General features: G+C 67.2%; 11 protein-coding genes and 1 pseudogene. 6 read left to right on the forward strand and 6 right to left on the reverse strand.

The window, feature by feature from the left end; genetic code table 11:
• Positions 1-32 precede the first annotated feature (32 nt).
• The 3 genes and pseudogenes from APT59_RS22865 to APT59_RS04740 form a co-directional block, all read right to left on the reverse strand.
• The gene (locus tag APT59_RS22865; RefSeq protein ID WP_420480505.1) at positions 33-1091 is read right to left on the reverse strand and encodes a methyl-accepting chemotaxis protein; all 1059 of its coding nucleotides are present in this window, start codon (positions 1089-1091) and stop codon (positions 33-35) included.
• 111 nt (positions 1092-1202) lie between these two features.
• Positions 1203-1673, reverse strand: a pseudogene (locus APT59_RS22870) (MCP four helix bundle domain-containing protein); the annotation flags it as partial.
• Between the two features lie 127 nt (positions 1674-1800).
• Positions 1801-3030: an MFS transporter gene (locus APT59_RS04740; protein ID WP_167348554.1), complete on the reverse strand. Its 1230-nt coding sequence runs from the start codon at positions 3028-3030 to the stop codon at positions 1801-1803.
• A 483-nt stretch (positions 3031-3513) separates the two neighbouring features.
• Between APT59_RS04740 and APT59_RS04745 the strand changes: the two genes are divergently transcribed.
• The 4 genes from APT59_RS04745 (at position 3514) to APT59_RS04755 (ending at position 7320) form a co-directional block, all read left to right on the forward strand.
• Positions 3514-4959, forward strand: coding sequence for a cytochrome ubiquinol oxidase subunit I (locus tag APT59_RS04745; protein WP_059313795.1), 1446 nt, complete (start codon positions 3514-3516; stop codon positions 4957-4959).
• Entirely contained in the window at positions 4956-5978 is a 1023-nt protein-coding gene (cydB, locus tag APT59_RS04750) for a cytochrome d ubiquinol oxidase subunit II (RefSeq protein WP_059313796.1), read from the forward strand. Before APT59_RS04745 ends, cydB begins: the two co-directional genes overlap by 4 nt.
• Positions 5978-6139, forward strand: a complete 162-nt coding sequence (locus APT59_RS22090) for a DUF2474 domain-containing protein (RefSeq protein ID WP_082696286.1) — start codon at positions 5978-5980, stop codon at positions 6137-6139. Before cydB ends, APT59_RS22090 begins: the two co-directional genes overlap by 1 nt.
• Positions 6140-6426: 287 nt before the next feature.
• Entirely contained in the window at positions 6427-7320 is an 894-nt protein-coding gene (locus APT59_RS04755) for a proline iminopeptidase-family hydrolase (protein WP_059313797.1), read from the forward strand.
• On the opposite strand, the gene APT59_RS04760 is transcribed toward APT59_RS04755, so the two are convergent.
• Together APT59_RS04760 and APT59_RS04765 are read right to left on the reverse strand one after the other, a co-directional pair.
• Positions 7317-8693 carry a GTPase/DUF3482 domain-containing protein gene (locus APT59_RS04760; protein ID WP_059313798.1) on the reverse strand — a complete coding sequence of 459 codons (1377 nt, stop codon included), beginning with the start codon at positions 8691-8693 and terminating at the stop codon, positions 7317-7319. The genes APT59_RS04755 and APT59_RS04760 overlap by 4 nt on opposite strands.
• Complete coding sequence (locus APT59_RS04765; protein WP_059313799.1) at positions 8690-10078, reverse strand: DUF2868 domain-containing protein; 1389 nt, start codon at positions 10076-10078, stop codon at positions 8690-8692. The genes APT59_RS04760 and APT59_RS04765 overlap by 4 nt, the downstream gene beginning before the upstream one ends.
• A gap of 81 nt (positions 10079-10159) precedes the next feature.
• On the opposite strand from APT59_RS04765, the gene APT59_RS04770 reads away from it, so the two are divergent.
• Complete coding sequence (locus APT59_RS04770; RefSeq protein WP_059313800.1) at positions 10160-10675, forward strand: dihydrofolate reductase; 516 nt, start codon at positions 10160-10162, stop codon at positions 10673-10675.
• Between the two features lie 125 nt (positions 10676-10800).
• Complete coding sequence (locus APT59_RS22360) at positions 10801-11850, forward strand: hypothetical protein (RefSeq protein WP_059313801.1); 1050 nt, start codon at positions 10801-10803, stop codon at positions 11848-11850.
• 417 nt (positions 11851-12267) lie between these two features.
• On the opposite strand, the gene APT59_RS04780 is transcribed toward APT59_RS22360, so the two are convergent.
• Positions 12268-12705 carry a hypothetical protein gene (locus tag APT59_RS04780; RefSeq protein ID WP_017640942.1) on the reverse strand — a complete coding sequence of 146 codons (438 nt, stop codon included), beginning with the start codon at positions 12703-12705 and terminating at the stop codon, positions 12268-12270.
• Positions 12706-12868 lie beyond the last annotated feature (163 nt).

A 12868-nucleotide genomic window follows, 5' to 3' on the forward strand; every position in this document is an offset into this window, starting at 1 on the left:
TTCAGCCCGGGAGCGTTGCCGGATGTTCAGGTCTAGGCGGTGCGGAACAGACTCATGCGGCGTTCCAGATCCTCGGCCAGTTCCGCCAGTTGACGGCTGGCCCCGGCGATCTGCTGCGAGCCGCTGGCGGTTTCCAGGGTGGCCGAGTGGATGCGGTTGATGTTCTCGTTGACCTCTTCGGCCACCGCGGTCTGCTGGGCGGCTGCGGTGGCGATCTGGGCATTCATGGCGTTGACCGAGCCAACGTCGGCCCGAATGGCCGCCAGGGCCGTGACCGCGCGCTGGGTCAGCTCGGCAGTCTCATGGGCCTGGCTGCGGCTTTCTTCCATCTGCGCGGAGGCGCGGCTGGCTCCTTCCTGCAGGGTGGCGATCATGCCGCGGATCTCGCGGGTCGACTCCTGGGTGCGGGTCGCCAGGTTACGTACCTCGTCGGCCACCACGGCGAAGCCGCGGCCCTGCTCGCCGGCACGGGCGGCTTCGATGGCGGCATTCAGCGCCAGCAGATTGGTCTGCTCGGCGATGCCGTTGATGACGGCGACGATGTTCTCGATGCTGGCACTGTCGCTGGACACCTGCTGCACGGTCACGCTGGCCTGCTCCAAGGCCTGCACCAGTTGGCCGATGGCCTGGCCGGAGCTGGCCACCAGCTGGTTGCCGGTGTCCACCTGGGTACTGGCATTGCCGGTGGCCTGGGCGGCCTGAGCGGCGTAGCCGGCGACCTCGCCGATGGTGGCGGCCAGTTCGGTGACCGCCGCCGCCATGTGCTGGGCCTGGTTGGACTGGACATCGGTGTGCCGCTGGTTGGTCTGGGCGGTGTTCTGCAACTGGGCCGCGGCCGCGGCGACCGAAGTGGCGGTGCTGCGTACCTGGACGATGGTCTCGCCCAGGTGCGCCGTGGCGCTGCCCAGGGTGCCCATGACGCTGTCCGGGTGACGCGTGGCAGGACGCTCGTCCAGGCGGCCCTCGGCCAGCCGGCGAATGGCCGCAGCCACGGCGTGGGGCTCGCCGCCCAGGGTCGCACCCATCTGGCGAATGAGCAGAATGGAGACGGTCACGCTCAGCAGCAGGGCGATGGCGCAGGTCACCAGCATCAGCCAGCGGAAGCCGCCGGCGATGGTACGAACTTCGCCCAGATGGCCGCTGGCGATGGCTTCCTCGTGATCGATGAGCGCATTGATGCGCTTGAGCCACTCGACGTAGGCCGGCGAGACGCGGTCGAGCAGGAACACCCGGGCGCCTTCGAAATCACCGGCCTGACGCAGCTGCAGCAGGCGATCGGTCAAGGGCAGGGCGATGCCTTCGATCTCCTTGATGGCCGCGAGCAGGCGCTGCTCCTCAGGGGTAGCGCCTTGGCTGGCATAGAGCTGATCCATGGGGGCGGCGGACTGGCTATAGAAGGCCTTGAGGCGATCGATGTCGGCCAGGCGGTTGGTCAGGGGGGCGGCGTCGTGGATCAGCACCGTATCGCGGATGGCGATGGCACGGTCGTGGACGCTGCCGCGGAAGTTGATGGCGTAGCGCTGCTTGACGCTGGCGCCCTGGCTGACGGCGGTCAGGGTGTCGTCGATGACGTTGACGCGCTGGACGCCGACCAGGGTGATCAGCAGCATCAGCACCAGGATGAGGCCGAAGCCCAGACTCAGGCGAGCGGCTATGGAAAGGGGGGTATGCATGGAAACCTCAAGACTCGATCGGTATGTGATATGGATCACATTTTGCGATTAAGGTTTGCGCGATAAATGTCCCCTGGGCCGAACGGTCGTTCAGGGCGGATGAACGACCGTGGCGGTGACGGGCGGCTCAGCTGTCGACGCGTGGCTCGTGCAGGCGATCGCGTTTGGCCAGACCCGGGAACAGCTTCATCCAGGCCCCGGTGATGACCAGGGTGCCGACGCCGCCCAGCACCACGGCGGGCACCGTGCCGAAGTAGTGCGCGGTGACCCCGGACTCGAATTCGCCGAGCTGATTGGAGGCGCCGATGAACAGGCCATTGACCGCGCTGACCCGGCCGCGCATGGCATCCGGGGTTTCCAGCTGGACGAAAGAGCTGCGGATCACCACGCTGACCATGTCGGCGGCACCCAGCACCACCAGGGTGCCCAGCGAGAACCACAGCGAGGTGGATAGCCCGAAGGCGATGGTGGCCACGCCGAACAGCGCCACCGAGCCGAACATGACGCGCCCGACGTGGCGATTCAGGCTGACGTAGGCGAGCAGGAAGGACATGCCCAGGGCGCCCACCGCGGGTGCCGAGCGCAACAGGCCGAGGCCCCAGGGCCCGGTGAGCAGGATGTCGGCGGCGAACACCGGGAGCAGGGCGGTGGCGCCGCCCAGCAGCACGGCGAACAGATCCAGGGAAATGGCGCCGAGCACGTCCGGGCGACTCTTGATGAAGCGGATGCCGGCCAGCAGATTGTCCAGGGTTGGCTTTTCCTTCTGGCTGGGCGTCTGCCGTGCCGGCAGGCTCGACACCAGCAGGATGGCGATGCCATAGAAGAGCACGGCCGGGCCGTAGACCCAGGCGGCGCCCAGGGCATAGAGCAGGCCACCCAAGGCGGGCGCGATGATGGTGGCGCCCTGCATGGCCGAAGCCGCCGCGGCGATGGCGCGGGGAAAGATCGCCGGTGGCACGATGTTGGGCAGCAGCGCCTGGGTGGTCGGCTGCTCGAAGGCACGGGCGGTGCCCAGGCAGAAGGCCAGGATGAAGATCAGTTCGCGGGTCACCGCCTGGTTCAGGCTGCCCACCAGCAGCACCAGGGCGATCAGCCCCTGGCCGGTCTGGCAGAGGGCCGCGACCCGGCGGCGATCGTAGCGATCGGCGACATGGCCGGTGTGCAGCATGAACAGCACCCGCGGCAGGAACTCCACCAGGCCCACCAGCCCCAGGTCGAGTACGTTGCCGGTGAGGGAATAGAGGTGCCAGCCGATGGCCACGGTCAGCATCTGGAAGCTGCCAGCAGTACAGACGCGGGCGAACCAGAAGGCGACGAAGGGACGATGGTGACGCAGCTGCAGGGTATCGCCGGACATGACTGGGGCTCGCGGGGGCAGAGGCGGCATCTTAAGCCACCTGGAGACTAATCGTCAGACAACCTAGTGGGGTGGTTCAGGCGTTCGTGAAAAAATGGGCCAGCGATTTTCTGCGGTTCGATGCTCCGCTGGCGGGGCCAGGCGCCGCGGCGGCTCATGGCAGGGCTATGGTGAGGAGTGGCAATGCCGCCGCTGCGGCCGAAAAAGCCCCGCCGCAATGACGCGGTCGACGGCTGAAACAGCGCACCTGGGGTGCGACAGCCTGCCCAGTGCGACATCGAACCGCGTAAGCAAATGTATCCAAGAGGTCTACTCTAAAGCCTGACGTTGATCCACGTCAGTTTCCGGGCACGCCTGATCGGCTAGCCGCGCCACCTTTTTAGCGTCCCGCTAGAACCGCTGGCGATGCCTGGGGCTCGAACCTCGGTCAGCGTCATCTCGACCGGCTGCCCTCGACAGCCGGCGTGCCTGAGAGGAATAGCTATGTTCGGCCTCGAAGCCCTGGATCTCGCCCGGATCCAGTTCGCCTTCACCGTGTCCTTCCACATCGTCTTCCCGGCGCTGTCCATCGGTACCGCGAGCTTTCTCGCCGTGCTCGAAGGGCTCTGGCTGAAGACCGACAACCACGTCTACAAGGATCTGTATCACTTCTGGCTGAAGATCTTCGCGATCTTCTTCGGCATGGGCGTGGTGTCCGGTCTGGTGATGGCCTATGAGTTCGGCACCAACTGGAGCGGTTTCGCCGACTATGCCGGCGCCGTGACCGGTCCGCTGCTGACCTACGAGGTGCTCACCGCCTTCTTCATCGAGGCCGGCTTCCTTGGCGTCATGCTGTTCGGCTGGAATCGCGTGGGCCGCGGCCTGCACTTCTTCTCGACGGTGATGGTGGCCATCGGCACCCTGATGTCGACCTTCTGGATCCTGTCGTCCAACAGCTGGATGCACACCCCGAGCGGCTACGAGATCGTCGACGGGCGCATCGTCCCGGTGGACTGGCTGGCGGTGATCTTCAACCCGTCGTTCCCCTTCCGCTGGGCGCACATGACCATCGCCGCCTACCTGTCGGTGGCCTTCCTGGTCGGCGCCTCGGCGGCCTGGCACCTGCTGCGCGGCAACGACAACCCGGCCGTGCGCAAGATGTTTTCCATGGCCATGTGGATGGCCCTGCTGGTGGCGCCAATCCAGGCCTTCGTCGGCGACGCCCATGGCCTCAACACCCTGGAGCACCAGCCGGCCAAGATCGCCGCGATGGAAGGCCACTGGGAGAATCCCCCCGGCGAGGCGACCCCGCTGATCCTGTTCGGCTGGCCGGACATGGAGCGCGAGGAAACCCGCTTCAAGCTGGAGATCCCGGTACTGGGCAGCCTGATCCTCAAGCACAGCCTCACCGAGCCGATCCCGGCGCTCAAGGACTTCCCCAAGGAAGACCGGCCGCCGGCCTATGTGGTGTTCTGGTCGTTTCGCATCATGGTCGCCCTGGGCATGCTGATGATCGCCGCTGGTCTGTGGAGCGCCTGGCTGCGCTGGCGCGGCAAGCTGTTCGAGACTCGCGGCTTCCTGCGCCTGGTCACCTGCATGGGCCCGGTGGGCCTCATCGCCCTGCTGGCCGGCTGGTTCACCACCGAGGTGGGCCGCCAGCCGTGGATCGTCTACGGCCTGTTGCGCACCAAGGACGGGGTGTCCAACCACAGCGTCACCCAGCTGAGCATCACCCTGGTGGCCTTCGTGGTGGTCTACTTCGCCGTGTTCGGCATCGGCACCCTCTATGCCCTGCGCATGATCGGCAAGGGTCCGCACACCGGTGAAGGCGACCTGCCCACCTCCGGCGGCCCGGGCACCGATCGTCATCCCAAGCGTCCGCTGTCCGGTGCCGATGGCGGCCTGGAAGAAGAAAACCCCACCGACCAGCTGACCGGAGACCGCACATGAACGGCATCCCTGGCATCGACCTCCCGCTGATCTGGGCGATCATCATCATCTTCGGCCTCATGATGTACGTGGTCATGGATGGCTTCGACCTGGGCATCGGCATCCTCTTTCCCTTCGTCAAGGGCAAGGAAGACCGCGACGTCATGATGAACACCGTGGCGCCCATCTGGGACGGCAACGAGACCTGGCTGGTGCTGGGCGGGGCGGGGCTCTATGGCGCCTTCCCGCTGGCCTACTCGGTGATCCTGCCGGCGCTGTACCTGCCGCTGATCTTCATGTTGATCGGCCTGATCTTCCGCGGCGTGGCCTTCGAGTTCCGCTTCAAGGTCCAGGAAGGCAAGGAAGCCCTATGGGACAAGTCCTTCATCTTCGGCTCGCTGCTGGCCAGCTTCTGCCAGGGCGTGGCCCTGGGTGCCTTCATCGAAGGCTTCCCGGTGGAGAATCGCCAGTACGTCGGCGGGCCGCTGGATTGGCTGACGCCCTTCTCGATGTTCTGCGGCCTGGGCGTGATCGTCGCCTATGCTCTCCTGGGCAGCACCTGGCTGATCATGAAGACCGAAGGCCCGCTGCAGGCCACCATGCGCCGCCTGACCAAGCCATTGCTGTTCCTGCTGCTGGCCTTCACCGCGGTGGTGAGCATCTGGACGCCGCTGAGCCAGGCGGCCATCTCCGCCCGCTGGTTCAGCATGCCCAACCTGATCTGGTTCCTGCCGGTGCCGATCCTGGTGGGCGTGGTGACCCTGGCCCTGCTGCGCGCCATCCTGCGCGAGGACTCGCACCATGCGCCCTTCCTGCTCACCCTGGCGCTGATCTTTCTCGGCTACAGTGGCCTGGGCATCAGCCTCTGGCCGAACATCATCCCGCCGGCAGTTTCCATTTGGGAGGCGTCGTCGCCGCCGCAGAGCCAGCTGTTCCTGCTCATCGGCACCCTGTTCATCATTCCCATTACCCTGATGTACACCTTCTGGGGCTACTACGTGTTCCGTGGCAAGGTCCGGACGGGGGAGGGCTATCACTGATGGTCGGCCGCTCGCGCGTACCCAACCCCGCCGATAACAAGCCGCTCTGGCAGCGGCTGGCCTGGATGGCCGGCATCTGGGCCTGCAGCCTGGTAGCGCTCGGTGTGGTGGCCTGGGTGTTGAGATTGGTGCTGACGGCGGCGGGGCTCAAGTCGCATTGACCCTTCCATGTGTCGGTGGATGAGGCTGCGCCGTCATCCACCCTACGCAGGGGTTTGTCCTTGCGTAGGAAACTTATCCTGCACACCGGATTACCCCCTCTCCCGCTTGCGGGGGAGGGGGCTGTCTAGCGTCAAGGTATCATCCGCCGTACAAGGACCCTCCCTCGCAGGGAATCTGCTGGTTCCGCGAATCAACTCACTCCCCAAACCTACAACTTTTCCCAGTTATCCCCCTGCCACCCGCCCGCTAGCCTGACCCCGTTCCCATCCAGACGAGGAAGGCATCCATGCAGGTTCGAGAAGGCTACGCCGATTTCCAAGGCCACCAGACCTGGTACCGGGTCACCGGCGACCTGGCCAGCGGGCGGCTGCCGCTGGTAGTGGCTCATGGCGGTCCCGGCTGCACCCATGACTATGTCGACAGCTTCAAGGATCTGGCCGAGCACGGCTGGCCTGTGGTGCATTACGACCAATTGGGCAATGGCCGTTCCACCCACCTGCGCGGCATCGATCCGGGGTTCTGGACAGTGGCGTTGTTTCTTGACGAATTGAACAACCTGCTGCGCCACCTGGGTATCGCTGAGTACGTGCTGCTTGGCCAGTCCTGGGGCGGGATGCTGGCTGCCGAGCATGGGGTGCGCCAGCCGCCGGGGTTGAAAGGACTGATCATCGCCAATTCACCGGCTTCCATGGCGCTCTGGCGCGCGGCGGCGGCTGGACTGCGGGCCGAGTTGCCAGCCGAGGTGCAGGCCACCCTGGAGCGCCACGAGGCGGCCGGTACCACCGCCTCACCGGAGTACCGCGCCGCCAGCGAGGTCTTCTATGCCCGCCACGTCTGCCGGGTACAGCCCCTGCCGGCCGAGGTGGCGCGTACCTTCGCCGCCATCGACGCCGACCCCACCGTCTATCACGCCATGAATGGCCCGACCGAATTCCATGTGATCGGCAGTCTCAGGGACTGGAGCGTGACCGAGCGGCTGGAGCGGATCCGGGTGCCGACCTTGCTGATCTCCGGCCGCCATGACGAGGCGACGCCGGCCTGCGTGGAGCCCTTCGAGCGGCTCATACCGGACGTGCGCTGGCGTATTTTCGAAGACTCCAGCCACATGCCCCATGTGGAAGAGCGCGAGGTCTGCATGGCCCTGGTGGCGGACTTTCTCGCCGAGGTGGAGCGCGGCTAGGCGTCCGCGTCCAGGGCCGCGGCGATCTCGTCGATACGGGTCTGGCGGTCGTCGGCCTGCAGGCGCGGACGCGGATTGAGCGCCGACCATTCCGGATGGGCCCGCGCCACCTGCACGGCGGCGGGCAGCTTGCCCTCGCGCCAGCGCTGCTCGTCAGGCGCGGCCACTTCGATCGCGCCCTGGGCGGCGTGACCGCGGATTTCCAGCGCCGCCAGCAGCTGACGCTGCCGTAGCGCCAGCAGGCGCAGCACGGCATCGTCGATGGACAGCTCCCGCCCGCCGCGCAACTTGCCGAACAGCCGCCGGCCGTAGTGGCCGCCGGTCTGCGCCAGGCCACCGGCCAGGGCACCCAGCACCGTGGCGGCGCCCAGGGTCAGGCCACCGGCGAGCAGGTCGAGCCCGACCCCTGCCGCGGCGCCGGCCGCCACGCCGCCGCCCAGGCGAATGCCCAGCAGGCGCAGGGTCTCCGGATTGAACAGGTCATCGCCCCAGCGCCCGTCCAGCAGCGGCAGGTCGCTGGCATGGGCATCACCCGGGCGAAAGCCGAACAACCGCAAGAGTTCTTCCACGCAGCGTTGTTCGCGGCTACGCAGGGCATCGCGCAACTCGGCGGTCGCGGTGCTCACCTCGGCTTCGCCGGGCGCCACGCTGCGCCGCGCGGCGGCGGCGTCCACCAGCAGTTCGGCGATCAGGCGCACGCCCTGCTGATGGCGGCGCCGGGCCTGTTCGGCATGGTCGGCGATCAGCCGTTGCAGCGCTGGGCGGCCGCTTTCCAGCAGGGTCGCCAGGCTTTCGTAGAGACGGGCCTCGCCGTCCGCCGGCGGCGCGACGCTGTCGAAGCGCACCAGGGCATGCAGCCCGAGGCGGGCCAGGGTCGCGCGCCAGTCGTCGGCGCGGTGGCCCTCGGCGGCGACGAAATTGAGTACCGGCACCAGCGGTCGACCGCAGCCAGCCAGCACCGCCAGTTCGTCGCGGTATTTGGCCAGCACCGGCTCGCGGGCGTCGATCACATAGAGACCGGCATCGGAGGCGCGCAACTGGCGGATCACCTTGGCTTCCTGTTCGAAACGCTGGCGAGCTTCCACGCTGTCGAGAAAGCGCTCGAGCAGGGTGGCGGCGTCCAGGCGTTCGCCGGGGCGCTCCAGTTGCTCCAGGTAGTCGCGCAGGGCGATGGCGTCTTCCAGGCCGGGCGTGTCGTAGAGCTCCAGCAGGGCCTCGCCATCCACCGACAGCCGCGCGCCCTCGACGTGACGGGTGGTGCTGGGGCGATGGGAGACCTCGCCGAAGTCGACGTCGCGGGTCAGGGTGCGCAGTAGCGAGGTCTTGCCGACATTGGTGTGGCCAACCAGCGCCAGGCGCAGGGGGCCGCTCATGGATTCGTCTCCAGCCAGGCCAATTCTGTTTGATCGCCTTCGCAGTGTGCCAGATGCAGAGCGTCCAGTGCCTGGCGCCAGTCATCCAGGCGGATCGGATCGAGCTTGCTACCCAGGGGCGCGGGCAGCAGCCAGATGCGGGTCGCCGTGGCGCAGCGCGACAGTTCTGCCAGCAGCGTCAGGGTACCGCGATCCGGTGAGCGGCGGGGATCGCAGGCGATCAGCAGGCGGCGCGCTGGATAGCGGGTCAGCTGTTCGAGCAGGTGCCGGCGCCCCTGACCGTCGTCGAGGACGCCGGCGTCTCGCACGCCCTCGGGCAGCGGCGGCGGCCAGGTATGGTCGCTGAGCTCGATGCCTACCAGCAGCGCCTCGTCGCCGGTGCGGGTAAGACCACCGGCGTCCTGCTGGGGCAGGTGCGCGGGGGCGGCGTCGTTCACGCCCAGGCGTTCGCTGGTGGGCAGCAGGCGTTCACGCAGTTGCAGATAGCCAGGGCGCTCCACGTCCAGGCGCAGCCGCTGGCGGCCGCGCTGCCAGCGCCACAGGCAGAGCAGGGTCAGCAGCAGGCGTGGCAGCAGGCCATAGACCAGCACCACCCCGAGCAGCCAGCCAGCCCAGGCCTGGCGTGCAGCGGCCAGGGGGCTGGCCGCATCGCCACTGGCGGCGATGCTGGCCGGATCGGGCAGGGGAAAGCCCAGCAGGTGGGGCAGGGCGCCCAGCACCTGGGTCAGGAGCACGAAGGTGTCACTGCCGAGCAGGGTGGTCTCCCAGACGAACAGGTAGCTGCGTCCGGAGAGCAGCGCCAGCAAGGTCGCCAGGGCACTGCCGAGGATCAGTAGCCAGAGGCCATGGACCAGGCCGCCCAGGGCCCAGGGCAGCAGGCGGGCGCGGCCGAGCAGGCCGACCAGTGCCGGCCCCAGGTGCAGGGCCCGGGCATCGCGCGCCAGGCGACCGGATAGCCACAGCCAGAGCCGGGCCAGCGGCGAGGCCAGCTGCCGTCCGCCCCCCAGCAGGCCAAGGGCCCAGACCGCGAGGCTCAGCAGATTGAGACCGAGCAGACTGCCCAGCGCCCAGAACACATTGACCGGGCGACTGCCGTCGCCCAGGGCGCCAGCGGCGAGGCCGGCGCCACAGAACAGCGCCACGATGCCGAGCAGCCAGGCGGCCAGCACCGCGCCCTGGCGCCAACGGCGCCGCGCGGCCAGCAGACCGTCACGCTGGCCGAGCAGCCGGGCGCGGGTCACCAGGCGCGTCTCGAAGGCACCACCGGCTGCTCGTGCCTGGCGATTGGCCTCGGCGTCTTCCAGCGGGCCGCTGTCTTCCTCGGTCAGGCGCAGGGCTTCGGTCAGCCAGAGATCTTCGAAGGCGGGAGAAGGGGGTGCGGTCACGCGGGGACGCCCTTGCGGCAAAAACGCCGAGGATAGTCCCTGGCGTCCCTGCTGTTAACGCCTCTGTTATGCTCTGTCACCATGAAAACTTCTCTCCCCCTTAGCCTGATCGTTGCCGTAGCTGATAACGGCGTCATCGGCATCGACAATCGTCTCCCCTGGCACCTGCCGGCGGAGCTCAAATATTTCAAGGCCGTGACCCTCGGCAAGCCGTTGGTCATGGGTCGCAAGACCTGGGACTCCCTTGGCCGCCCGCTACCGGGACGGCTGAATCTGGTGGTCTCCCGTCAGACTGATCTGGTGGCCGAAGGTGCCGAGGTCCGCACCTCGCTGGCGGCGGCGGTCGAGCGCGCCGAGGCCTGGGCCCTTGAGCACCAGGCAGCCGAGATCATGCTGATCGGTGGTGCCCAGCTGTTCGCCGACGCCCTGCCCCAGGCGCAGCGCCTCTACCTGACCCGAGTCGCCCTGGCGCCGCAAGGCGATGTCTTCTTTCCCCCATGGCAGGAGAGCGACTGGCAGCTCGTCTCGCGGCAGGAGCATGCGGCCGAGGACGATCGTCCCGCCTATGCCTGCGAGGTCTGGGAGCGGCGGGGCTAGCGCCTGTCGCCTGTGTCTTTCCCGCGTCGCGTCTCCGATCCTTGCCCCGGCCTTAAGTAAAACCTAAGACGGGTATGGCATAAAGATGCTGAGACAGGCCGCCTGGGCGGCCGGAGGGCACGACCATGAGGGCGATCGACAGCCAGACTTCGACGGCAACGACAGGGACTCAGCCTGCCAATCCGAGCGCTACCGGCAATCAGGGCGCACCCGCCGCCGATTCCGCCAGCGCGGGGGGAACCCCAGCCGGCACCGATGTCGCGGTGGACCTGTCGCCCGCCGCCCAGCTCATTGCCAGGCTGTTGCCGGGCCAGTCGAACGGTAACAGCGATCTCGACAGCTTCATGCAGATCCTCCAGCAACAGATCCGCAGCCAGGGTACCGACGCCGCCGTGCTCGGCGAGATGCCCGAGGGGGCCAGTCCCGACCGTATCCAGTTGGCGAAGCAGGCGGCCAATCACCTGCTGGTGAGCTATTACCATGACGACAGTCGCTATGCCGACGCCTCCACCCAGGATCCCTTCGCCAACCTGGACAGCGACAGCCTGACGCGTAACGACAGTCGCTATGCCGACGCCTCCACCCAGGATCCCTTCGCCAACCTGGACAGCGACAGCCTGACGCGTAACGACAGTCGCTATGCCGACGCCTCCACCCAGGATCCCTTCGCCAACCTGGACAGCGACAGCCTGACGCGTATCGCCAGCGACGATTCGGGCACCTTCACTTCGGCTGAACGTCAGCTTGCCTATTTCGAAGGCGCGCAGCGTGGCACCGATGCGGCCAACGTGGCCTTCTCCGGGCTTTCCCCGCAGGATCAGGGTGCCGCGTCCTGGAACTGGGCTCCCGCCGCCACGGAAGATGCCGGCATCCTCGGTACGCTGAATCCCGGCATGCCGGATTGGCATCCCAATCAGTTGAGCAGCCAGCTCATCAATGGCCTCAGCCCTGGCGGCGTGGCGACCGCTGCCGCTCAGGAAACCGCCCAGTTGTCGGCGCCGACCTTCAACATCAGCACCGGTGCCGATGGTGCACCCCAGTGGACGGTGCTGCCGGCGGACGGACAGGGCGCAGGGGCGAGCATCGCGCTGGATGGCAGTATCCTCACCCAGATGACCGGCACGACCACAGCGCCAGCGCTGTCGCTCTATCGCCAGATCGCCGCGTTCGGTTGAGTGGGGCTGTTGGGCTCAGGCCTGCCTGTTGGGCTTCGACGATGAAGCTGTCTCAGCCCAACCTACGGGAGACTGGTAGGTTGGGCTAAGCGGCAGCGAAGCCCAACATCGTGGCGCTCAGGTCTGGCTGTTGGGCTTCGACGGTGAGGCCGTCTCAACCCAACCTACGGCGCGGTAGGTTGGCGCTGAGCGCAGCGAAGCCCAACATTGTAGCGCTCAGGTCTGGCTGTTGGGCTTCGACGATGAAGCCGTCTCAACCCAACCTACGGGTCGGTAGGTTGGGTTGAGCGCCAGCGAAGCCCAACATCGTGGCGCTCAGGCCTGCCTGTTGGGCTTCGACGATGAAGCCGTCTCAACCCAACCTACGGGTCGGTAGGTTGGGTTGAGCGCCAGCGAAGCCCAACAGCGTGTCGTTGCTCAGATCGCCCGCAGTTTCTTCGCCGGCAGGTAGTCGCGATGGACGCGCTCTTCCACCAGGTACAGCCAGCAGGGGCCTTCCACCTGGGGGAAGAGGCGTACTTCCTGGATGCTGCTGGGCTTGGGTTCGCCATTGCCGACCTGCACCGCCACCGTCTGGCCGAGGCGGAAGCGCGGGACCACGCCGGCGTCCACCACGCTCTGCTCGGCCTTGGTCGCCGGGCGGCCCAGGTATTCGCCCAGGTCCACCGGGCCGGAGGGGCCTTCGGCCACGGTATCCACATGGAAGCTGTAGGCGGTGGCCAGGCCTTCGTCGCCACCGTGGGTCTCACCCTGCTTGATGCGCGACACGGCCTGGTCGAGGGCGGCGTCGAGCGTCAGTTCATTGTTCGATTGCAGGGTAATGACGATGCGGCGTTCGAAGGGGTACTGGCTCATGGTTTCGACTTTTTCGGAGGATAAGGAAAAGAAGGGACATCTTGTGCCCCCTTTGGCCGGCCGCTGTCCAGCCGGGGGCGCCCGATCGGTGATCGCGTTTGCAACCCCAGGTGTCCAGGAGGCTCGACGGTCATTCGCCGATGACCGTGCTCGCTGCGTTCAG

Source organism: Pseudomonas oryzihabitans (assembly GCF_001518815.1).
GTDB lineage: Bacteria > Pseudomonadota > Gammaproteobacteria > Pseudomonadales > Pseudomonadaceae > Chryseomonas > Chryseomonas oryzihabitans_E.

What these genes read in the sequence shown, in the direction of transcription:
- APT59_RS04770 (WP_059313800.1), top strand. Translation starts at nt 10,160, where the DNA reads ATGAAAACTTCTCTCCCCCTTAGCCTGATCGTTGCCGTAGCTGATAAC.
- APT59_RS04755 (WP_059313797.1), top strand. Translation starts at nt 6,427, where the DNA reads ATGCAGGTTCGAGAAGGCTACGCCGATTTCCAAGGCCACCAGACCTGG.
- APT59_RS22865 (WP_420480505.1), bottom strand. Translation starts at nt 1,091, where the DNA reads ATGCTGGTGACCTGCGCCATCGCCCTGCTGCTGAGCGTGACCGTCTCC.
- cydB (WP_059313796.1), top strand. Translation starts at nt 4,956, where the DNA reads ATGAACGGCATCCCTGGCATCGACCTCCCGCTGATCTGGGCGATCATC.
- APT59_RS22090 (WP_082696286.1), top strand. Translation starts at nt 5,978, where the DNA reads ATGGTCGGCCGCTCGCGCGTACCCAACCCCGCCGATAACAAGCCGCTC.
- APT59_RS04745 (WP_059313795.1), top strand. Translation starts at nt 3,514, where the DNA reads ATGTTCGGCCTCGAAGCCCTGGATCTCGCCCGGATCCAGTTCGCCTTC.
- APT59_RS22360 (WP_059313801.1), top strand. Translation starts at nt 10,801, where the DNA reads ATGAGGGCGATCGACAGCCAGACTTCGACGGCAACGACAGGGACTCAG.
- APT59_RS04780 (WP_017640942.1), bottom strand. Translation starts at nt 12,705, where the DNA reads ATGAGCCAGTACCCCTTCGAACGCCGCATCGTCATTACCCTGCAATCG.
- APT59_RS04760 (WP_059313798.1), bottom strand. Translation starts at nt 8,693, where the DNA reads ATGAGCGGCCCCCTGCGCCTGGCGCTGGTTGGCCACACCAATGTCGGC.
- APT59_RS04740 (WP_167348554.1), bottom strand. Translation starts at nt 3,030, where the DNA reads ATGTCCGGCGATACCCTGCAGCTGCGTCACCATCGTCCCTTCGTCGCC.